This window comes from Caulobacter mirabilis, from assembly GCF_002749615.1.
GTDB lineage: Bacteria > Pseudomonadota > Alphaproteobacteria > Caulobacterales > Caulobacteraceae > Caulobacter > Caulobacter mirabilis.
The window spans coordinates 3256722-3276076 of the sequence record NZ_CP024201.1; the positions used below are offsets into that span (position 1 = coordinate 3256722).

Below are 19355 nucleotides of genomic sequence, written 5' to 3' on the forward strand. Positions count from 1 at the left end.
GAATATTCCGTGGAAACCGAATTCAGGGTGACAACAGCGCGGTTACGAGCGCCGGTCCAGTACGAAATCGACAGAGGCGCGCAAGGTTTCGGCGCGCTTTCCGAACAGATCCAGGTGAGATCGCGTCTGTTCGGCCAGGTGGGCGACCCGTTCCCGCGCCGCATCGACGCCCAGCAGGGTCACGTAGTTGGTCTTTCCCTTGACCGCGTCCTTGCCGCCGGCGGCCTTGCCGAGCGCGGTCGGATCCCCGTCGACGTCGAGCAGATCGTCCACGATCTGATAGGCTAGGCCGAGGTCCTGGGCGAAGGCCATCAGGGCCGAGCGCTCGGAGTCCTGGGCGTGGGCCATGGCCAGCGGAATCTCAAAGGCGTAGGCGATCAGCGCCCCGGTCTTCAGCCGCTGCATCCGGGCCACCGCGCCGAGGTCGTCGCGCACGCCCAACAGGTCGATCATCTGGCCGCCGGCCATGCCCTGGGCGCCGGAGGCGACGGCCAGCTTGCGGATCAGCTCGACCCGGATCCCGGCGTCGGGATGGGTGTCGGGATGGGCCATGATCTCGAAGGCCGCCGTCTGCAGCGCGTCGCCGACCAGGATGGCCGTGGCCTCGTCGTACTGGCGATGCACCGTGGGCCGGCCGCGACGCATGTCGTCGTCGTCCATCGCCGGCAGATCGTCATGAACCAGGCTGTAGGCGTGGATGCATTCCAGCGCGCAGGCAGCGCGGAGCACCGGCCGCTCCTCGATGTCGAACATCCGACCGGTCTCGAGCGCGAAGAAGGGCCGCAGCCGTTTGCCGGGCCCCAGCGCGGCATAGCGCATGGCTTCGGTCAGCCGCTGCTCGGGTCCTTCGCCGCGCGGCAGCAGTTCGTCCAGCGCCACGGTGACGATGTCGGCCGCTTCGGCGATCTGACTGGCGAGACTCATCAGAACAGCTTTCCCCCGTTGGGGACGTCGCGATCGACCCCGACCAGAACCACCCCGCCGTCCGCGTCCGGAAAGCCCAGGCACAGGACCTCGGACATGATCGGCCCGATCTGGCGCGGCGGGAAATTGACCACGGCGGCGACCTTGCGGCCGTGGAGTTCGTCCAGCGTGTAGTGTTTGGTGATCTGGGCCGAGGACTTCCTGACCCCGATCTCCGGACCGAAATCGACGGTCAGCTTATAGGCCGGCTTGCGCGCCTCCGGGAACGGCTCGGCCTTCAGGACCGTGCCGACCCGGATGTCGACGCGCTCGAAATCGTCGAACGTGATCTGTGGATGGGCGGCTTGGCTCACGAGAAGTCGGCCGGCTCCGCGCCGACGGCCGCTCCCTGACTCAGCACCACCTTCTCCACCCGCAGGCGCGCCTGCTCCAGCCGCGCTTCGCAGTGCGCCTTCAGCGCCGCGCCGCGCTCGTAGATGGAGATCGACTCCTCCAGCGGCGCCGAACCGGATTCCAGCCGCTGGACGATCTTCTCCAGCTCCGCGAGGGCTTCCTCGAAGCTCATGGCGGCGATGGCCGGATCGATGGCGGCGGGAGCGTCGGTCATTTCGGGTTCCAGGAAAGCGGCCCACACCCTAGTCATCGGGCCTGCGCGGAGCAATCGGCGGATTCTGTTCTCTGGTTAAGGGCGTTCGAAACGCCGCAGCCGCCAGTACCTGAAGCCCTGGTCCTCGGTGCATCGCCAGCCCTGGCGCTTCAGGGCCTCGCCGACCATGCCGTTGAAAAAGCCGTGGGCCACGACCAGCACATCCTGGCCGTCGCGCGACATCTCGATCAGCAGGGCGGCGGCCTGGGCGGCGCGCTGCTCGGCCTGGGCCCGGGTCTCCTGCCCCTCGTGATGGTCGAAGAACCACCACCAGCACCGGGCGATAAAGCCCCAGAGCTTGGGCGAGAGCTTCACCCAGGCCGGCCAGTGCGGCGGCGGCAGCGGCGCCTCGACGAACAGCGGGTCGCGGGCAAAATCCCGGCCCGCGCAGGCGGCAGCGGCCGTTTCCATCGACCGCGGGCGGATCGAGGCGATCACCGCGCCGGACCTGCGGGCGGCGTCCTGCAGGCAGGCCGGCGCGGTCTGGCCCGCGCGCAGCCCGCGGGTCTCATAGCGTCCCCACCACAGCCGGTACTCGTCGGCCGACAGGCGCACCTTGCGGGAGATGTCCGGCTCGCCATGGCGGGCGAGGACGACCGCCCCGGGACGAGCCGCGTCGGCTTCGACGAAGACAGTGTCGGCGATTACGTCGACCATGACCTTCCGGGCTTCGCGCCGGGTCCGAACGCTCGAACCTGCCCTCCCCCCGTCAATCCTCCAGCAGCGCCTGCACATGCGCCAGGGCCGAACGCCCCAGCGCCTCCAAGTCGTACCCACCCTCGAGGGAGGACACAACCCGGCCTCGCGCACGCGTGTTCGCGACGGAAACGATGGCCCGCGTCGCCCAGGCGAAGTCCTCGGCCTCCAGCGACTGGCTGGCCAGGGGATCGCGGGCGTGGGCGTCGAATCCGGCGGACACGATGATCAGGTCGGGCGCGAAGGCGTCGACGCGATCCATGAGGCCGTCAAACACCCGCCGCCACTTCTCGCGCGGCGAATTGGGCCCGATCACCCCGTTGGCGATGTTGCCGACGCCGGTCTCGGACGGATCGCCGGTGCCGGGATAGAGCGGTCGCTGATGGATCGAGGCCAGAAACAGGGTCGGGTCGTTCTCGAACGCCGCCTGGGTGCCGTTGCCGTGGTGGACGTCGAAGTCGACCACCGCCACTCGGGCCAGCCCGGCCGCCTGGGCCGCCCGCGCGGCCACCGCGACGTTGCCGAACATGCAGAAGCCCATGGCGACCTCCGGTTCGGCGTGATGGCCCGGCGGCCGTACGGCGCAGAAGGCGCGATCGCTCCGCCCCGCCGAGACGTCGCGCACGGCCTGGACGGTCGCCCCGGCCGCGCGCAGCGCCGCCTGCAGGCTGCCCGGCCCCACGACTGTGTCGGGATCGAGCTTCGACACCCCCGCCGCCCGCCCGACGTCGTAGACCCGCTGCAGGTAGGTCTCGGGATGCACCCGCAGCAGATCGCCGTGCTCGACCAACGGCGCCTCGCGCAGCTCCAGATCGAGGCCAGCCGCGTCGTTCAGCGCGTCCATGACCGCGCCCAGCCGCTCGGGCCGCTCCGGATGCGAAGCGCCCGGGCGGTGGTCGAACATGGCCGGATGGGTGTAGAGGCCGAGGGTCATCTTCCGATCCTATCGCGTAACGACACTATGCCTCCCACCATCCGCCGCGCCACCCTCGACGACGCCGACGCTCTGAGCCGCATCGGGGCGGAGACCTTCACCGAGACTTTCGGGCACATGTATCCGCCTCAGGATCTGGCGGCGTTCCTGCCGGAAGCCTACGGCCCGGAGCGAACCCGTCGCGACCTGGCCGACCCAGCCAAGGCGTCCTGGCTGGTCGAGGCGGACGGCGTCGTGGTCGGCTACGCCACCGCCGGGCCGTGCGACCTGCCCCACGCCGAGGTGACTTCGGCCTGCGGCGAGCTGAAGCGGCTCTATGTCCTGAAGGCCCATCAGGGCGGCGGGACAGGATCGCGTCTGCTGGCCGAGACCCTCGGCTGGCTGGAGAAGGATGGTCCCCGCCCGCTCTGGATCGGCGTCTGGTCCGAGAACTACGGCGCCCAGCGGCTGTACGGCCGGATGGGGTTCGAGAAGGTCGGCGAGTACGACTTCGTCGTCGGCGAGACCCGCGACCACGAGTTCATCCTGCGACGCAGGTGAGGCTGGACCGGGCCACGCCTTTGGGTTGATCCTCCCGGTCTGATCCTAGGGGGGACACCATGAAGCGTTTCATCGTACGGGCGGCGGCGACCGCCGCCGTCCTGCTGGCGCCGCTGACCGCGACCGCACAGGGCGAGCGGCCGCCCGAGGCCATCGCGGCCTCCAAGGCCGCCGGCGACAAGCTCCTGACCGACGCCGACGCCGCCGACCTGTTCACCAACGAAACCGACAACGCCGCCTCGATCACCCTGCGTCATACCGCCAGCGGCATGCGCTGCCTGTTCGAGACCGCGCGGAGAGCCGACAATCAGGTCATCCTGATCACTCAGATTCTGCCGCGCGGCGAGGATGTCGCCTGCCAGACCCCCGCCGGCCGGGCGAGCGTCACCTTCTACGCCACCCGCGCGCCGGGCGTGACGCCCGACATGGCGCTCGACAGCGCCGCTGGGGCGATCAAGATGAATTGGCGCGGGGCCAAGCCCTGGAAGCCGAGCGGCAGGAGCCAGGACCTGCTCTCCAAGTCCGAGAAGGCCATGGCGATGCAGAAGCTGACTCGCACGGCCTGGTTCAGGATCAACGAGGACGGAGGAGCCTACGTCACCCGGGTGTCGGTCGGCGAGGTCGACGGCTGGGTGATCAAGATGCGCGCCACCGCCCCGGCGATGGACGCGCCGATCGTCGAGATGCTCTTCGACCTGTTCTGGCTGGGCGCCTACGCCAGCGCCTACGATACCAAGAACCCGGACGCCTGGCCGGCGCCGAAATGACGAAACGCCCGGCGGAGCGATCCGCCGGGCGTCGCGCATCCAACCCCGGCCGCCCTTCACGCTGCGGCGGCGGTTTCCTGGGGTGAACCCTAGCTAAGGCTGGACAGCCGGGCCCGCCGCCCCCATCCTTCGTCAAACAGCTGTTCGACCGAGACCGACCATGTTCATGCGCTTCTTCACCGAGCTCCGCGAGGCCAAGGTGCCCGTGACGCTGAAGGAGTACCTCATGCTGATGGAGGCGCTCGACGAGGGCGTCATCGACCAGTCGGTGGAGGACTTCTACTTCCTGTCGCGTTCGGCCCTGGTGAAGGACGAGAAGAACCTCGACAAGTTCGACCGCGTGTTCGGCCATGTCTTCAAGGGTCTGGAGAGCCTGGGCGAGGACGTCACCGCCGAGATCCCGGCCGAGTGGCTCAAGGCGCTGACCGAGAAGTTCCTGACCGAGGAAGAGAAGAAGGCGATCGAGGCCATGGGCGGCTTCGAGGAGCTGATGAAGACGCTGCAGGAGCGTCTGGCCGAGCAGAAGAAGCGCCACGAGGGCGGCAACAAGATGATCGGCACCGGCGGCACCAGCCCGTTCGGCGCCAACGGCTACAATCCCGAAGGCGTGCGCATCGGCCAGGACAAGGGTCGCCACGGCCGGGCCGTGAAGGTCTGGGACAAGCGCGAGTACAAGAACCTCGACGACAGCGTCGAACTGGGCACGCGCAACATCAAGATCGCCCTGCGCCGCCTGCGCAAGTTCGCCCGCGAAGGCTCGCCGGACGAGCTGGACCTCGACGGCACGATCAAGAACACCTCGCGCAAGGGCTATCTCGACATCACCATGCGCCCCGAGCGCCGGAACAAGATCAAGGTCCTGATCTTCTTCGACATCGGCGGCTCGATGGACAGCCATATCAAGCTCTGCGAGGAGCTGTTCAGCGCGGCGCGGACCGAGTTCAAGAACCTCGAGTTCTATTACTTCCACAACTGCCTCTACGAGAGCGTGTGGAAGGACAACAAGCGCCGTCACACCGAAAAGCTGAACACCTGGGACGTGCTCCACAAGTTCCCGAGCGACTACAAGGTCATCTTCGTGGGCGACGCGACCATGAGCCCCTACGAGATCACCTATCCCGGCGGCTCGGTCGAGCACTGGAACGAGGAGCCGGGCGCGATCTGGATGGACCGCGTCTCGCAGATCTACCCGAGCATGATCTGGCTGAACCCGACCGCCGAGCGCCACTGGGACTACACCCAGTCGATCCAGGTCATGAAGCAGATCATGGGCGATCGGATGTACCCGCTGACCCTCGAAGGCCTGGACAAGGCCATGCGGGAGCTGGTCCGTGGCCACTGACACGGCGGCCAACGCCGCCCAGGTCGAGTACTGGAACGCCCAGGCCGGCCAGACCTGGGCCGCGTTTCAGGACAAGCTCGACCGCCAGCTCGAGCCGCTGGGCGAGCTGGCCATGGACGCCCTGGCGCCCCAGCCCGGAGACCGGGTGATCGACATCGGCTGCGGCAGCGGCCAGACCACCCTGGCCCTGGCCCAGCGCGTCGGCGACGGCGGCCGGGTCGAGGGCGTCGACATCTCCGTCCCGATGCTCGAGATCGCCCGCCGCCGGGCGGAGCTGCATTCCAACATCGCCTTCCTGGAAGCCGACGCCCAGACGCACGCCTTCCCGCCTCATGGGGCGGACAAGGTGTTCTCGCGCTTCGGAGTGATGTTCTTCGCCGACCCGACGGCGGCCTTCACCAACATCCACAAGGCCCTGCGCCCAGGCGGGCGGCTGGCGTTCGTCTGCTGGCGACCGCTCAAGTTCAACGACTGGATGACCCTGCCGCTGCAGACGGCGGTCGCCCATGTCCCGCCCCCGCCCCCGCCGACCGACCCGTTCGCGCCCGGTCCCTTCGCCTTCAGCGATCCCGACCGCGTGCGCGGCATTCTGGGCGACGCCGGCTTCAAGGGGGTCGAGATCAAGCCGCACGACACGATGATCGGCGGCAACCCTCTGGAAGAGTCGGTCGAACTGGCCCTTCGGGTCGGTCCGCTCGGCGCCCTGCTGCGCGAGAATCCCGACCAGCGGGACAAGGTCGTCGACGCCGTCCGCGACCTGCTCGCCAAACATGTCGGCTCCGACGGGGTGCGCATGCCCGGCGCGGTCTGGATCGTCACCGCCCACGCCTAGGAAGGCCCCGACATGAGCCGCAAGCCGAACATCATCGTCATCCTGGCGGACGATCTCGGTTACGGCGACCTGGGCTGCGACGGCGGGACCATCATCCGGACGCCCCACCTCGACCGGATGGCGGCCGAGGGGACCCGCTTCAGCGACTTCTACGCCTCGGCCAACCTCTGCACGCCCTCCCGCGCGGGCCTGCTGACCGGCCGCTACGCCGTGCGCATGAACCTGGCGCACGAGGTGATCCAGTCGCCCGAGAGCCGCGGCCTGCCGACGACCGAATGGACGATCCCCAAGGCGCTCAAGCCGGCCGGCTACGCCACCGCCCTGATCGGCAAATGGCATCTGGGCCACAAGGGCGAGTACTGGCCGCCAACCCAGCACGGCTTCGACGTCTTCAAGGGCCTGCCCTACAGCCATGACATGCAGCCGTTGGCCTACTACGAGAAGGAGGGCGACGCGCCGCTGACCGAAGGCCCGGTCGACTTCCCCAAGCTGACCGAGGCCTTCTTCCGCGAGACGGCGGCCTTCGCCGAAGCCAACCAGGACCGGCCGTTCTTCGTCCTGCTGGCCCTGACCGCGCCGCACGTGCCGCTGGTGCGCAACGACGACGCGGCCTGGGATTCGCCGGCCGGAGCCTACGGCGACGTGGTCGAGGAGATCGACCGCAACGTCGGCCGCCTGCTCGATCGGCTGAAGGCCCTGGGCCTGGACGAGGACACGCTGGTGATCTTCACTTCGGACAATGGCCCCTGGTTCGAGGGCTCCTCCGGCCTGTTCCGCGACCGCAAGGGCCAGTCCGGCTTCGACGGCGGCTATCGCGTGCCTTTCATCGTGCGCCAGCCCGGCGCCGTACCGGCCGGCGTGACCACCGACGCGATCGCCAGCAACCTCGACCTGCTGCCCACCCTGGCCAGGCTGGCCGGCGGAATCCTGGCCGACGGCACCGAACTGGACGGCGCGGACATCAGCGAAACCCTGCTCCGCGGCGCGCCCTCGCCGCACGCGCAGATTCTGCTGTTCGACAACACCAAGGTGGCGGCGATCCGCACGCAGGACTGGAAGTTCGTCACCCGGGTCCACACCCGCGCCTGGCATGTGAACCTGGGCCGCTTCAACTATCCGCTGCTGTTCGACGTGAAGCGGGACCCGGGCGAGAACTACAGCGTCGCCTCGCTGCACCCCGAGGTCGTCGCCGAGCTGAAGGTCCGGCATAAGGCCGCGCGCGAGAAATACGAACCGATGGTCGACCTGTTCCCGCCCTGGGAGCGGCCCGCGATCGCCGACTGGCATCCTGACTAATCAAGGATCACCAATCAAACAGGCGTTTATTGACGCTTGCGTAAAGAACGAACGCCCGTAAAGCTCCCCGTACGGAACGGGAAGGGCCGCATCTTGAGTATCAACGACGATCCCGGCGTCGAGTCGCAGAACTCCGAGGCCGAGGCCGCCACCAAGCAGCTGGTGTTCAACGCCGCCGAGCGGCTGTTCGCGCTGCACGGCTTCCAGAACGTTTCGGTGCGCGACATCACCGCCGAAGCCGGCGTCAACCTGGCCAGCGTGAACTACCACTTCGGGTCTAAGGACGCGCTGCTGTTCGAGATCTTCCGCCGCCGCACGACCGAGTTGAACCGCGAGCGGGCGAAGATGCTGCACGAGGCCAACGACCGGAACGGCGGCAAGCCGCCTGTGCGCGAGATCCTGGCCGCTCTGTTCACCCCGCCCCTGCGCTGGCTGAACCCCGAGAACGACCGCCGGATTTCGCTCCAGTTCCTGATCCGGGCGCGCAGCGAAGGCACGGCCGAGATCCGCGACGTCCTGGCCACGGATGTCTCGCACCTGAAGCGCTTCGCCGACGCCCTGATCGCCTCTCGGCCGGACCTGGCGCCGGAGGAAGTCTACTGGCGGCTGCACTTCGTGCTCGGGATGATCCACCAGAACCGCTTCATGGAACTGGACCGGCTGCACGTCCTGTCGGACGGCCTGACCCGCGAGGGCGATGTCGACGCCCTGCTCCGCCGGATGATCACCTTCGCCGCGGGCGGGTTCGAGGCCGCCTAGCGCCCGAGGTTACGCGGAGTTCACGGGACAGCCCGCCCCCGCCTCGCGAGAGTGGCGGCGAGGGACGTTCCGGGGATTCATTCCGCAATGCACAGACGTGACGTCCTGACGGCGGGCGCCGCCATTTGGCTGGGCGCGAGCGCCGCCTACGCCAAACCTGACTTGACCAAGGCCGGGCCGATCATCGACGCCTGGGTCACTGAAAACGCCTTCAACGGCGTGGTGGTGCTTGGCCGTCGCGGCCGGCCGACCTGGAGCCGGGCCTGGGGGTTCGCCGACGTCGAGGCCAGGACGCCGATGACGGTCGAGACCCGGTTCGGCATCGCCTCGATCTCGAAATGGCTGACCGCGATCACCGTCCTGCGCCTCATCGAACAGGGCAGGCTGACGCTCGACGACCCGATCACCAAGCATCTGAAGGACTTCCGCGCGGACACCGGCGCCAAGGTGAAGCTGCGCAACCTGCTGGCCAACAACAGCGGCATACCGAACGGCTTCACCCCGGCCCTGAAGGCCGGACAGGTCGATCTCAAATCGTCCGCCGCCGAAGCCGCCAGGTTCTGGGGCGCCGGCGACCTGACCTTCGAGCCCGGCGCCGGCTTCGACTACCATCTGGTCAACTGGATCATCGTTCAGGCGATCGTCGAGGCGGCCGCCGACCGACCGTTCCCGGAGGTGGTGAAGACCCTGACGCTCGACCCGCTGGGCCTGAAGGACACCAGCCCGGAGCCGGCCCCAGCGGCAGTCAGCTACGCCAAGATCGACCCGCCGACCCGGAAACCGGACGAGGTGCGGACGCTGCTGACCCTGGCCTCCGGCGGCTACTACAGCACCGCCGCCGACCTGATGACGGCGAGCGCCAAGGTGTTCGACGGCGGTTTCCTGAAGCCTGCCAGCCGCAAGGCCCTGACCACGATCGAGGCCCCGCAGTCGGACTACGCGCTGGGCGGCCGGGTCGCGCAGGCGGATATCGGCGGCGTGAAGCACGCCGTAGCCTGGGAGACCGGCCGCACGATCGGCTACCGGTCGCACCTCGGCTATCGGCTCGACACCGGCGCGACGGTGGTGATCCTGAACAACAGCGACCTGCCCCAGCCGACCTTGAGCAAGCTGGTCTACGCCCTGCTGGGCGCCGAGGCGGTCTAGCCGGCCAATACTAGCCGGCCAGAACCTCGGGTCGGCCGTAGGCCGGGTGCAGGATGCGCCCGGCCAGCGCGCCGTCCTTCAGAAAGATCCGCACTTCGGCGTTCGCGCCCTTCTCGGCCCAGCGGCCGGCGAGCGAACGCGCGGCCGCTTCGGCGCGACCACCGCGCTCGAAGGTCAGATCGTTCTCAAGGACGTCGGAAGAAACCGCCCAGCCGTCACCGGTGGGCGCAACAGAGATCAAGAGAGCCATGAATGGGCTCCGTCATTAAGCGTTAGAAAAACTGCACCTGGAAAGGCGCAGCGAGCAGATCGGTCCGGATGACTTCCGCCGGGCCGTGGCGCGAAGTCAGGCCGGTTTTCGGCCTACGAGATGACATCGGCGCATTGGGAATGCTCGCGACACTATTGCTGGTGACCATCAGATAGGATTGGGACTCGCACTTCGCCACCCAGAACTCCTGAAAACGTTCTCAGTTTCTTGCGACGTGCGCGAACGGCGTTCGCTCCTATCTAATCAGCAACCGAAACTGGTGCAGTCAGCCCACAGGATCTCCCCCATGACCTCGACCACGCCCAAGCTCACCCTGATCAGCTTCCCGCTCTGCCCCTATGTCCAGCGGGCGATCATCGCCCTGGAGGAGAAGGGCGCTCCGTTCGACGTGGTCTACATCGACCTCGCCAACAAGCCGGACTGGTTCCTGAAGCTGTCGCCGCTGGGCAAGGTGCCGGTGCTGAAGGTCGAGCGCGAAGGCCAGGAACCGGCCGTCGTCTTCGAGAGCTCGGTGATCGTCGAATATCTCGAGGAGACCGCCCCGGGCGCCAAGCTCCACCCGGCCGACCCGCTGGAGCGCGCCCAGCATCGGGCCTGGATGGAGTACGCCTCGGCGACCCTGGCCGACCTGTACCGTCTGAACACCGCCGTCGACGCCGCCGACCTGCCCCAGGCCCGCGAGGCGGCGATCGCCAAGCTGCGCCGCCTGGAGGACGTCCTTGCGCCGGAAGGCCCCTACTTCGCCGGCGCGGCCTTCTCCTATGTCGACGCCGCCTTCGCCCCGGCCTTCCGCCAGATCGGCGTCGTCGACACGGTCGCCGAGACCCATCTGCTCGACGGCCTGCCCCGCGTGTCGGCCTGGGCCAAGGCCCTGGCCGAGCGCCCGAGCGTCAAGGCCGCCGTGCCGACGGACTATCCCGAGCGCTACCTGGCCTGGCTGCGCGACAAGGACGCGGCCGTGCTGAAGCTGGCGGCCTAGGGAAAGGGGAAGCGCGGCCTAGCCGCCGCGCTTCATCGTCTCGCGAGCGATGATCAGCTGCTGCACCTGGCTGGTGCCCTCGTAGATGCGGAAGATGCGGACGTCGCGGTACAGGCGCTCGACGCCATAGTCGGCGACATAGCCGGCGCCGCCGAAGATCTGCACGGCCTTGTCCGCGACCCGACCGACCATTTCCGAGGCGAAGTACTTGGCCGCCGCGGCCTCCAGCACGATGTTCTCGCCGCGGTCGCGCTTGCGGGCGCCTTCCAGCACCAGGGCGCGGGCGGCCATGGCCTCGGTCTTCATGTCGGCCAGCATGCCCTGGATCAGCTGGAACTGCGCCAGCGCCTGGCCGAACTGCTTGCGCTCGCCGGCGTAGGCCACGCAGTCGGCGATCAATCGCTCGGCCACGCCCACGCACAGGGCGGCGATATGCAGCCGGCCCTTGTCGAGCACCTGCATGGCGACCTTGAAGCCCTCGCCCTCGCCGCCCAGGCGGTTCTCGACCGGCACCCGGACATTGTCGAAGGTGATGTCGTGGATCTGGGCGCCCTGCTGGCCCATCTTCTTCTCAGGCTTGCCGACGGTGATCCCCGGCAGGTCGCTGGGCACGAGGAAGGCCGAGACGCCGCCGCCGCCCTTCACGTCGGGATTGGTGCGGGCCATCACCGTGAACAGCCCCGCCTTGCCGGCGTTGGTGATGAAGCGCTTGGAGCCGTTCAGGACATAGGCGTCGCCGTCCAGCGTCGCGCGGGTTTGCACCGCGCCGCTGTCGGAACCGGCCTCGGGCTCGGTCAGGGCGAAGCTGGTCACGATCTCGCCCGAGGCGATGCCCGGCAACCACTTGGCCTTCTGTTCGTCGGCGCCGAACATCACCAGCCCCTGGCTGCCGATGCCGACGTTGGTGCCGAACTCCGAGCGGAAGGCCGGGCTGGTGCGGCCCATCTCGAAGATCACCAGCGCCTCGTCCTCCATGGACAGGTTCAGGCCGCCGTATTCCTCGGGGATGGTCAGGCCGAACAGGCCCAGGTCGCGCATCTCGCCGATGACCGCGTCGGGCACCTTGTCGTCGGCGGAGACCTGGGCCTCCAGCGGCCGCAACCGCTCGGCCACGAACCGTTGCAGGGTCTCGATGAACTGTTCCCGAACCTCGGCGTCCAGCGCCATGACGCAGCTCCCTCAAACATTTGTTTTGCAATGCAGTAAGGGAGGCGGTGGCGAAGGGGAAGCCCTGCTCGCGTCGGTCGAGGCTTGACTCAATAAGTTGATATCAACTTATATAGCGATATGTCTGCCCCCTCGCTTCCAGTGTCGTTCGAAACCACCGCCCATGTGCGCGACCATTGCCTGTGCCTGCACACCCAGCGGGCGGCGCGGGTCGTGGCCCGGCGGTTCGACGAGGCGCTGCGGCCGCACGGCCTGACCAACGGCCAGTTCTCGCTGCTGATGTCTCTCAACCGGCCGGAGCCGCCGACCATCGCCCAGGTGGCCTCGCTTCTGGGGGCCGACCGCACCACCCTGACGGCGGCGCTGAAGCCGCTGGTGAAGAGCGGCCTGGCCGCCATCGCGACCGACGCCGAAGACCGGCGCGCTCGCCGCGTTTCGCTCACGCCCGACGGGAACGCCCGCCTCGCCCAGGCGCTGGATGCCTGGACGACCACGCACGCCGCCGTCGAGGCAGAGCTCGCCGATGTCAATCCCGACCGGCTGCGCGCGGGGCTCGACCAACTCTCCGGGCACGCGCCCGGTCCCGATCAGAACCAAAAGGAGAGACGCCCATGACCATCCAGGTTTCCGCCTTCCGCTGGGTTCCGGAGTTCGCCCAGGGCTTCGTCCGCGACCTGCGCGTCCGCTGGGCGCTGGAAGAGGCCGGCATCCCCTACGAGGCCGCCCTGATCGGCCTCGACGACCGCGCCTCCGCCGACTACCGCGGCTGGCAGCCGTTCGGCCAGGTCCCGGCCTACAAGGACGGCGCCGTGGAGATGTTCGAGTCCGGCGCCATCGTGCTGCATCTCGCCGGCAAGTCCGACGCCTTGTCGCCGCAGGACGAGGCGGGGCTGGCCCGCACCACGACCTGGGTGCTGGCGGCCCTCAACTCCGTCGAGCCGACCATCGCCCAACTGCCCGAGATCGACCTCTTCCACGCCGGCGAGGCCTGGACCACGGAGCGTCGCCCCCAGGTGGTCGCGGCGATCCGCGAGCGGCTGACCGCCCTGGCGGCCTGGCTGGGGGACAAGCCCTATCTCGAAGGCGAACGTTTCACCGCCGGCGACCTGATGATGGCCACCGTCCTGCGTGACGTAGTCGAGAGCGGACTGCTCGCGGAGTTTCCCAGCCTGGACGCCTATGTCGCCCGATGCATAGCGCGCCCGGCCTTCCAACGCGCCATGGACGCCCAGCTCAAGCCGTTCCGGGAGTTCGCGCCGGCGGCGTAGTCCCGGAGAGTTGGAGCGGGCCGACATCTACGCCGGATACGCCCTATCACCGTATGTCCTCGCGAAAGCGGGGACCTTCGGATGAAAACGGGTACGCTCGGGCGGAGCGCCGATTGCCGCTAGGCCTCGGTCGGCGACGGCGCATCCACGACGCGGTAGCCCGGATGGCTGTCGAACCACGAGACGAAGGCCTCGAAGTCCAGGTCGGACTTTCGGAGCTTCGTGAGGTGCTTCAACGCGCCGTGGATGCAGGTGGAGACATAGTGCTCCACCGACCCGATGATCGCGTCGAGCTCCGGCGGGAAATCCGTCCCCAGCACCCAGTCCTCGATCGGCTCACGCACCTCGTTCAGCGTCCGCATGTTGCAGCCGCCGCCGATGTGGAAGGTCTTGTCGCCGGGGACGATGATTTCCGGCCACTGGGCGAGGACGAGGTCGTAGGCGCGCCGCAGGAGATCGCGGTCGACCTGATGAACGGGCATCGGCCTAGCCCGTGTTCCGCAGCCCCGCCGCCACGCCGGCGACGGTCAGCTGGATGGCCAGGCGCAGCTCTTCGTCTTCGTCGCCGCGGCGACGGCGGCTGAGCAGTTCGAGCTGCAGGTGGTTGAGCGGGTCCACGGCCTTGGCCGCCAGCTCGACCGACTCCTGCAGGTCCGGACGATCGTCCAGCAAGCGGGTCCCGCCCCGGATGGCCAGGGCCAGCTCGACGGCGCGATCGTGCTCGGCGCGGATGGCGTCCATGATCGCCTGCCCGCCCTCGACGTCCGCCGCCAGCTTCGCATAGCGCGCGGCGATGCCCATGTCGCTCTGGGCCAGGGCCAGCTCCATGTTCGACAGCAGGGCGGCGAAGAAGTCGTAGGCAACGCTGAGATCCGACAGCTGCTGCACCGACAGCCCGGCCCGCTCGACGCCGCCGGCGAAGCCGAACCAGCCCGGCAGCATGAACCGCGCCTGCGACCAGCTGAACACCCAGGGAATGGCGCGCAGGTCCTCGATCCGGCGGCTGGCCGTGCGCGAGGCCGGGCGGCTGCCGATGTTGAGCTGGACGATCTCAGAGATGGGCGTGGCCGCCCAGAAGAAGTCGGTGAAGCCCGGCGTCTCGTAGACCAGCTTGCGATAGGCGCCGAACGAGCCGGCGGCCAGGGCGTCCATCGCCGCCTTCGAAGCATCCGAGGGCTCGGGATCCGGCTCCTGGCGGGTCGAGGTCAGGACGGCCGCGACCAGGCTCTCCAGGTTGCGGCGGGCGGTCGGCTGGTCGCCGTAGCGGCGGGCGATCATCTCGCCCTGCTCGGTCATCCGCAGACGGCCTTGAACGGTATGCGGCGGCTGCGCCAGCACGGCCTCCGCCGCAGGCCCCCCGCCCCGGCCGACGGAGCCGCCGCGGCCGTGGAAGATCTGCAGCCCGACGCCGCGCGCATCGCAGGTCCGGGCCAGGGCCGTGGCCGCCCGGGCGACGCCGCGGCGGGAGGCCACGTAGCCGCCGTCCTTGTTGGAGTCGGAGTAGCCGACCATGACCTCCTGGATCGGCTTTTCGCCCAGGATGGCCTTGGCCAGCGGCAGATCCAGCCATTGGCCCAGGATGTCCGGCCCGTGCTCCAGATCCTCGATCGTCTCCAGGAGCGGCGACACGCGCACCGTGGCGGTCGGCTCGGCGCCGCCGCGCATCAGCCCGACCTGCGCCAGCAGCACGAGCGGCTCCAGCATGTCGGACAGGGTCGCCGTCTTGGACACGACATAGGCGCCGAACACCTTCGGCCCATACAGCTTCACCGCCTCGGCGGCGGCCTCCAGCGTGTCGAGCTCGCGGGTGGTCTCCTCGCTGTACTGGGCGAAGGGCGAGCGCAGCGGGCGCTGGTGCGCCATCTCGCCCAGCAGCAGCGCGACCTTCTCGTCTTCCGACAGGCTCAGGTAGTCGACCTCCTGGCCCGACTGCTGGATCAACTCGGCGACCAGCCGCTCGTGGACGTCGGCGTTCTGGCGCATGTCCAGCGCCAGCATGTGGAAGCCGCAGGCGCGGGCGACCTGCAGCAGGGTGTTCAGCCGTGCTCCGATCAGGCGGGCGCCGCCGTGCTGGATCAGCGAGTTCCGAACGGTCTCCAGATCGGCGACAAAGGCGTCAGGCGCGTCGTAGGGCGGCTCGCCCGACGGGCCGAGGGCGTAGCTGACCGGCTGGCCCGCAAGCCGCTGCGCCGTCGCCGACAGCCGATCGAAGACGTATTCCAGCGCCAGGCGGTAGGGCTCGTCGAAACGGTGCGGCGACGGATCGTGGGCGGCGGTGGCCAGCGCCTTCAGAGCGTCGGTCGCGCCCTCGTAGGCGTCCGAAATCGCCAGGTCGCTCCACAGCTTGCGGACTTCGCCGGCGTAGAAGTCCAGGATCACCCGCGACTGCGACTTCAGCGCCAGCCGCATGGTCTCGCCGGTCACGCCCGGATGGCCGTCCCGATCGCCGCCCAGCCAGCTGCCCAGCCGTAGCATCGAGGGCACGTCGCCGCCGTCGGTGATCCGCTCGCTCCAGGTCTCGTACAGCTCGACCAGGGCCGGCAGCATCGAGGTGCGCACGATCGACAGCGCGTTGCGGATCTCGTCCGCGACGGTGATCTTCTCGGGCCGATGAAGGCGGGTGCGCCACAGCAGCGCCACCTCGCGGAACAGGCTCTCGCGGATGCGGGCGTCCAGATCGGGCGGCAGGCTGTGCCGACGCAGGGCCATCAGGCGCGAGATCTCGGCCTCGCGGTCGACCAGCGCCCGCCGACGAACCTCGGTCGGATGCGCGGTCAGCACCGGCACGACATTCAGCGCGTCCAGCGCGTCCGCCTTGAGGTCCAACGCCTCCAGCGCGCCGGCGACCGTGCGGGCGGCGCCCTGCAGCCCCTCGGACTCGGCCTCGCGGCGACGGCCGGCGACGTCCTCGCCGATGTTGGCCAGCATGGAATGGCAGGCGAAAGCCCGGGCCAGCAGCATGGCCTCGTCCGGCTTCACCGCGCTGAACAGGAAGTCCAGATGGGGGGCGTCGCCGCCTTCAGAAGCCGCCTTCCGGGCGCCCTCGACCAGGGTGGCGGCGTCCTCGCCGTCGAGATAGCGGATCGCCTCCGACAGGACGTCGTCGAGCAGACGAACATTCGTTCGGACGTGACGGCTGGTCTGGCCGGGGCCGGACCGGGGAACGCGCAGGGTCAGCGGAGAAGCCATGGCGACGGTCTAGGCCAAGCGCGCCCCGTGCCGCAAGGGAATGACTCCGCCGTTCTGCGACTTTCTGGCGTCAGCCCAGTTCGCCGGCCGCCGCATCGAGCAGCAGCCACGCCCGGCCGCCGTCCGAGGCCAGCAGCGCCGAGACCAGGACCCCACCCCGATCGCGCTCCGCCGCCTCTTCCAGCATGCCGCCGAAGCGTTCGATGAAACGGTCGGTCTGGCCGCGCATGGCCGCATCGGAAAACAGGCGTCTCACCAGCCGGCGGATGGCGGCCGGCGCCAGGCGACGGACCACTTCGCGCCCGCTCTGCCGGTCGTTGCGCTGGATGGCGGCGGCGACCTCCTCGATGCGGCTCTTGGGCAGCAGCGCCGAAGGGTCGATGCCCATGGCCGCGATCTCGGCCGCCATGCGCTCGGCCAGGCTCTCGGAGTCGCTTTCGTCGCCGTCGATCGAGGTCAGCAGGTCGCGCCAACTCCAACCGCCTTCGCCCTCAGCCGCAGGCGCAGCCGGCGCCGCGGCGCGGCCGCCGGCGCTCTCGAACACCGCCCGGAACTCTTCGTCCGTGGCCGTCGGGGTCAGCTTCAGCCGCGGCCGCATCGCCGGGTCGTCCGGCAGGGTGTCGACAACGATCGGCTTGGGAGGCTCGGGCGTGCGGATCGGGCCACGCAGCTTCGGCTCGAAGGCCGGGGCCGCGGCGCTGGCCGAGCCCGAGACCACGCCCATCACCTTCACGGCCTCGCTGAGCATGTCGTAGTTGCGGCGCACGCGCTCCTGGAAGGCGGCGTCGATGGTCTGGGCCTCGTCGGCGGCGCGGCGGGCGGCCGACAGCAGGTCGTCCATGCTCTGCTCGACCGAGGCGCGGACCTCCTCGACCCGCCCCTTGGCCGCCTCAGGCAGATCCTCGGCGCGGGCGGCGACGTCGTCGATCAGCCGCTCCAGCTCGGCCAGCACGGCGCGCGCCTGGACGGTGCCCTGCTCCAGCTTCTGGACCGTGGCGGCGCCGGCCTGCTCGACGAGCTGCGCCGACTGCTCGATCAGGTCGCGAGCGTCGCGCAGCCGCGCCTCGAAGATGGCGTCGGCCTTCTGGTGAGCGGTGAAGGCGGCTTCGCTGAGCTCGTCGACCCGGGCGCGGGCCGCGTCGTGGTGACCTTCCGCGGCGACCCGGGCCTCCTGGGCCGCGCTGGTCAGGCGGCCGATGGCCGACTGCAGGTCCGACTCCAGGATGGCCCGCTCGCGCGCGGCCGCCTCGCCGACCTTGGCCAGGGCCTCTGAGCTCTCGTCGTTGAGCGCGTCGCGTTCCAGCCGCGCCTGCTGAGTGAGGCCGCCGAACCGTTCGGACGCCTCGGTGATCAGCTGGCTCAGCGTCTCGGCCCCGCGCGCGGCCTGCTCGCCGATGTTGGTCGCCGACTCGGTCGCCTGGACCATGAACTCCGACAGCTGGGCGCTCTTCGTCTCGGCCTGGGCCGCGAAGTCCTCCTGATCGGCGCGCAGGGCGTGGGCGACCGTGACCAGGGCGGCGCGCTGGTGGGTCAGCCCTTCCTCGACGAGGCGCATCTGGTCGCCGACGCCGACGCCGGCGGTCTCCAGCCGGGCGACCTGGCGGGCCAGGTCCTCGCCGGCCACGCGGGCGGCGTCGCTGGCCTCGCCGGCGGCGGCGGCCAGGTCGGCGGCGCGGGCGGCCAGGGCGGCCTCGGCTTCGCGCAGCTGGGTCTCGGCCAGATCGGACGCCTCGGCGACCATCCGGGCCTGCTGAGTGATGGCGTCGGACACGGCGACCGACCGGGCGTCGAGCTGACCGCTCAGCTCGCCGAGCTGACTGCGTTCCTGACCCAGGCTGACGGCCAGCTCCGACGCGGTGCGCGCCGAGGTCGCAGCCGCTTCGGCCAGACGCTCGGTCTCCTCGGCCAGAGCCTGACGCAGGGCGAGCATGGTCTCGCGCGCCTCATGCGCGGCGGCGGTGGCGCTGTCGATCTGCAGGCGGACGGACTCGACCGCGCCGCCGGTCTCCGCCGCGGCCTGGGCGGCCGGGGCCAGCATGCGGCCGGCGAGATCGCGCGCGTAGCGAACCTCCTGCGACAGCTCCTGCCCCTTGCGGACCAGGTAGGCCGCCACGAACACCAGGGCCGTCGGCGCGATGAACAGCACCGCGAACAGCGCCATGGCGAACGGGTCGTCGTTCAGCGGCACGATGTTGGCCCGCCAGCCCAGGGCGAAGGCGACGGTGCAGCCGGCCCAGAGCACGGCCGCCACGGCGGCGGCCAACCAGACCGGCCAGGCGGGAGTCGGCTTCAGCTTCGCCGGTTGGCCCCGCAGGGCCGGGGGCAGCGGCGGCTCGGCCGCGGGACGAGTCAGGGCGGCCGGCGGCGGCGCTTCCGGCTCGGCCATCTCCACGGCGGGGGCCGCCTGAATCTCCAGATCGGGCTCGACGGCCGGCGCTTCCGGCGCGGCCTCGGCGGGCTGCGCCTCCGCGGACAGCCCGGAGTCCATGCGGGAAAAGTCGAGCGGAGCGCGGGTCTTCCTGGCCTTCATACGCGGCGATCATCCTGCCGGGGCCGTAGCGGGTCGAACCCGCGCGGGCGCCAGCCCCATAGCCTCGCG

General features: G+C 69.6%; 20 protein-coding genes. 10 read left to right on the forward strand and 10 right to left on the reverse strand.

Annotation, left to right across the window (positions count from 1 at the left end; genetic code table 11):
- Positions 1–42: 42 nt before the first annotated feature.
- The 5 genes from CSW64_RS15610 to CSW64_RS15630 form a co-directional block, all read right to left on the reverse strand.
- Positions 43–924, reverse strand: a complete 882-nt coding sequence (locus CSW64_RS15610; protein ID WP_425430347.1) for a polyprenyl synthetase family protein — start codon at positions 922–924, stop codon at positions 43–45.
- The gene (locus tag CSW64_RS15615; RefSeq protein ID WP_099622965.1) at positions 924–1277 is read right to left on the reverse strand and encodes a tRNA-binding protein; all 354 of its coding nucleotides are present in this window, start codon (positions 1275–1277) and stop codon (positions 924–926) included. The genes CSW64_RS15610 and CSW64_RS15615 overlap by 1 nt, the downstream gene beginning before the upstream one ends.
- Complete coding sequence (locus tag CSW64_RS15620; RefSeq protein ID WP_099622966.1) at positions 1274–1531, reverse strand: exodeoxyribonuclease VII small subunit; 258 nt, start codon at positions 1529–1531, stop codon at positions 1274–1276. Before CSW64_RS15620 ends, CSW64_RS15615 begins: the two co-directional genes overlap by 4 nt.
- A gap of 75 nt (positions 1532–1606) precedes the next feature.
- Positions 1607–2227 carry a histidine phosphatase family protein gene (locus CSW64_RS15625; RefSeq protein ID WP_099622967.1) on the reverse strand — a complete coding sequence of 207 codons (621 nt, stop codon included), beginning with the start codon at positions 2225–2227 and terminating at the stop codon, positions 1607–1609.
- 52 nt (positions 2228–2279) lie between these two features.
- Complete coding sequence (locus CSW64_RS15630; protein ID WP_099622968.1) at positions 2280–3200, reverse strand: histone deacetylase family protein; 921 nt, start codon at positions 3198–3200, stop codon at positions 2280–2282.
- A 27-nt stretch (positions 3201–3227) separates the two neighbouring features.
- Between CSW64_RS15630 and CSW64_RS15635 the strand changes: the two genes are divergently transcribed.
- From CSW64_RS15635 to CSW64_RS15665, 7 genes are all read left to right on the forward strand, one after another.
- Positions 3228–3740, forward strand: a complete 513-nt coding sequence (locus CSW64_RS15635; protein WP_099622969.1) for a GNAT family N-acetyltransferase — start codon at positions 3228–3230, stop codon at positions 3738–3740.
- A 59-nt stretch (positions 3741–3799) separates the two neighbouring features.
- Positions 3800–4507, forward strand: coding sequence for a hypothetical protein (locus CSW64_RS15640; protein WP_099622970.1), 708 nt, complete (start codon positions 3800–3802; stop codon positions 4505–4507).
- A 160-nt stretch (positions 4508–4667) separates the two neighbouring features.
- Positions 4668–5849, forward strand: coding sequence for a vWA domain-containing protein (locus CSW64_RS15645; protein ID WP_099622971.1), 1182 nt, complete (start codon positions 4668–4670; stop codon positions 5847–5849).
- Positions 5839–6681 (forward strand): class I SAM-dependent methyltransferase, encoded by an 843-nt coding sequence (locus tag CSW64_RS15650; protein ID WP_099622972.1) that lies wholly within the window; start codon positions 5839–5841, stop codon positions 6679–6681. The genes CSW64_RS15645 and CSW64_RS15650 overlap by 11 nt, the downstream gene beginning before the upstream one ends.
- A 12-nt stretch (positions 6682–6693) precedes the next feature.
- Positions 6694–7977, forward strand: a complete 1284-nt coding sequence (locus CSW64_RS15655; RefSeq protein ID WP_099622973.1) for a sulfatase family protein — start codon at positions 6694–6696, stop codon at positions 7975–7977.
- 93 nt (positions 7978–8070) lie between these two features.
- Positions 8071–8736 carry a TetR/AcrR family transcriptional regulator gene (locus CSW64_RS15660; RefSeq protein WP_245863728.1) on the forward strand — a complete coding sequence of 222 codons (666 nt, stop codon included), beginning with the start codon at positions 8071–8073 and terminating at the stop codon, positions 8734–8736.
- 87 nt (positions 8737–8823) lie between these two features.
- Entirely contained in the window at positions 8824–9882 is a 1059-nt protein-coding gene (locus tag CSW64_RS15665) for a serine hydrolase domain-containing protein (RefSeq protein ID WP_099622974.1), read from the forward strand.
- A gap of 10 nt (positions 9883–9892) precedes the next feature.
- Here the strand turns inward: CSW64_RS15665 and CSW64_RS15670 are convergent, their stop codons facing one another.
- Positions 9893–10132 carry a hypothetical protein gene (locus CSW64_RS15670; protein WP_099622975.1) on the reverse strand — a complete coding sequence of 80 codons (240 nt, stop codon included), beginning with the start codon at positions 10130–10132 and terminating at the stop codon, positions 9893–9895.
- A 307-nt stretch (positions 10133–10439) separates the two neighbouring features.
- On the opposite strand from CSW64_RS15670, the gene CSW64_RS15675 reads away from it, so the two are divergent.
- Positions 10440–11132: a glutathione S-transferase family protein gene (locus CSW64_RS15675; RefSeq protein ID WP_099622976.1), complete on the forward strand. Its 693-nt coding sequence runs from the start codon at positions 10440–10442 to the stop codon at positions 11130–11132.
- Between the two features lie 18 nt (positions 11133–11150).
- Here the strand turns inward: CSW64_RS15675 and CSW64_RS15680 are convergent, their stop codons facing one another.
- Positions 11151–12299, reverse strand: coding sequence for an acyl-CoA dehydrogenase family protein (locus CSW64_RS15680; RefSeq protein WP_099622977.1), 1149 nt, complete (start codon positions 12297–12299; stop codon positions 11151–11153).
- A gap of 120 nt (positions 12300–12419) precedes the next feature.
- On the opposite strand from CSW64_RS15680, the gene CSW64_RS15685 reads away from it, so the two are divergent.
- Positions 12420–12914: a MarR family winged helix-turn-helix transcriptional regulator gene (locus tag CSW64_RS15685; RefSeq protein ID WP_099622978.1), complete on the forward strand. Its 495-nt coding sequence runs from the start codon at positions 12420–12422 to the stop codon at positions 12912–12914.
- Positions 12911–13567: a glutathione S-transferase family protein gene (locus CSW64_RS15690; RefSeq protein WP_099622979.1), complete on the forward strand. Its 657-nt coding sequence runs from the start codon at positions 12911–12913 to the stop codon at positions 13565–13567. The genes CSW64_RS15685 and CSW64_RS15690 overlap by 4 nt, the downstream gene beginning before the upstream one ends.
- 119 nt (positions 13568–13686) lie before the next feature.
- Here CSW64_RS15690 and CSW64_RS15695 read toward each other — a convergent pair whose 3' ends face one another.
- The 3 genes from CSW64_RS15695 to CSW64_RS15705 all read right to left on the reverse strand — a co-directional run bounded on the left by CSW64_RS15695 (position 13687) and on the right by CSW64_RS15705 (position 19286).
- Positions 13687–14049 (reverse strand): hypothetical protein, encoded by a 363-nt coding sequence (locus CSW64_RS15695; RefSeq protein ID WP_099622980.1) that lies wholly within the window; start codon positions 14047–14049, stop codon positions 13687–13689.
- 4 nt (positions 14050–14053) lie between these two features.
- Positions 14054–16756 (reverse strand): phosphoenolpyruvate carboxylase, encoded by a 2703-nt coding sequence (gene ppc / locus CSW64_RS15700; RefSeq protein WP_099622981.1) that lies wholly within the window; start codon positions 16754–16756, stop codon positions 14054–14056.
- 70 nt (positions 16757–16826) lie between these two features.
- Complete coding sequence (locus CSW64_RS15705; RefSeq protein WP_099622982.1) at positions 16827–19286, reverse strand: coiled-coil domain-containing protein; 2460 nt, start codon at positions 19284–19286, stop codon at positions 16827–16829.
- Positions 19287–19355 lie beyond the last annotated feature (69 nt).

Excerpts from the sequence above, each read along its gene's own strand:
- CSW64_RS15695 (WP_099622980.1), bottom strand. The coding sequence starts at position 14,049 with ATGCCCGTTCATCAGGTCGACCGCGATCTCCTGCGGCGCGCCTACGAC.
- CSW64_RS15705 (WP_099622982.1), bottom strand. The coding sequence starts at position 19,286 with ATGAAGGCCAGGAAGACCCGCGCTCCGCTCGACTTTTCCCGCATGGAC.
- CSW64_RS15625 (WP_099622967.1), bottom strand. The coding sequence starts at position 2,227 with ATGGTCGACGTAATCGCCGACACTGTCTTCGTCGAAGCCGACGCGGCT.
- CSW64_RS15685 (WP_099622978.1), top strand. The coding sequence starts at position 12,420 with ATGTCTGCCCCCTCGCTTCCAGTGTCGTTCGAAACCACCGCCCATGTG.
- CSW64_RS15670 (WP_099622975.1), bottom strand. The coding sequence starts at position 10,132 with ATGGCTCTCTTGATCTCTGTTGCGCCCACCGGTGACGGCTGGGCGGTT.
- ppc (WP_099622981.1), bottom strand. The coding sequence starts at position 16,756 with ATGGCTTCTCCGCTGACCCTGCGCGTTCCCCGGTCCGGCCCCGGCCAG.
- CSW64_RS15665 (WP_099622974.1), top strand. The coding sequence starts at position 8,824 with ATGCACAGACGTGACGTCCTGACGGCGGGCGCCGCCATTTGGCTGGGC.
- CSW64_RS15680 (WP_099622977.1), bottom strand. The coding sequence starts at position 12,299 with ATGGCGCTGGACGCCGAGGTTCGGGAACAGTTCATCGAGACCCTGCAA.
- CSW64_RS15630 (WP_099622968.1), bottom strand. The coding sequence starts at position 3,200 with ATGACCCTCGGCCTCTACACCCATCCGGCCATGTTCGACCACCGCCCG.
- CSW64_RS15635 (WP_099622969.1), top strand. The coding sequence starts at position 3,228 with ATGCCTCCCACCATCCGCCGCGCCACCCTCGACGACGCCGACGCTCTG.
- CSW64_RS15675 (WP_099622976.1), top strand. The coding sequence starts at position 10,440 with ATGACCTCGACCACGCCCAAGCTCACCCTGATCAGCTTCCCGCTCTGC.
- CSW64_RS15610 (WP_425430347.1), bottom strand. The coding sequence starts at position 924 with ATGAGTCTCGCCAGTCAGATCGCCGAAGCGGCCGACATCGTCACCGTG.
- CSW64_RS15655 (WP_099622973.1), top strand. The coding sequence starts at position 6,694 with ATGAGCCGCAAGCCGAACATCATCGTCATCCTGGCGGACGATCTCGGT.
- CSW64_RS15640 (WP_099622970.1), top strand. The coding sequence starts at position 3,800 with ATGAAGCGTTTCATCGTACGGGCGGCGGCGACCGCCGCCGTCCTGCTG.
- CSW64_RS15690 (WP_099622979.1), top strand. The coding sequence starts at position 12,911 with ATGACCATCCAGGTTTCCGCCTTCCGCTGGGTTCCGGAGTTCGCCCAG.
- CSW64_RS15620 (WP_099622966.1), bottom strand. The coding sequence starts at position 1,531 with ATGACCGACGCTCCCGCCGCCATCGATCCGGCCATCGCCGCCATGAGC.
- CSW64_RS15645 (WP_099622971.1), top strand. The coding sequence starts at position 4,668 with ATGTTCATGCGCTTCTTCACCGAGCTCCGCGAGGCCAAGGTGCCCGTG.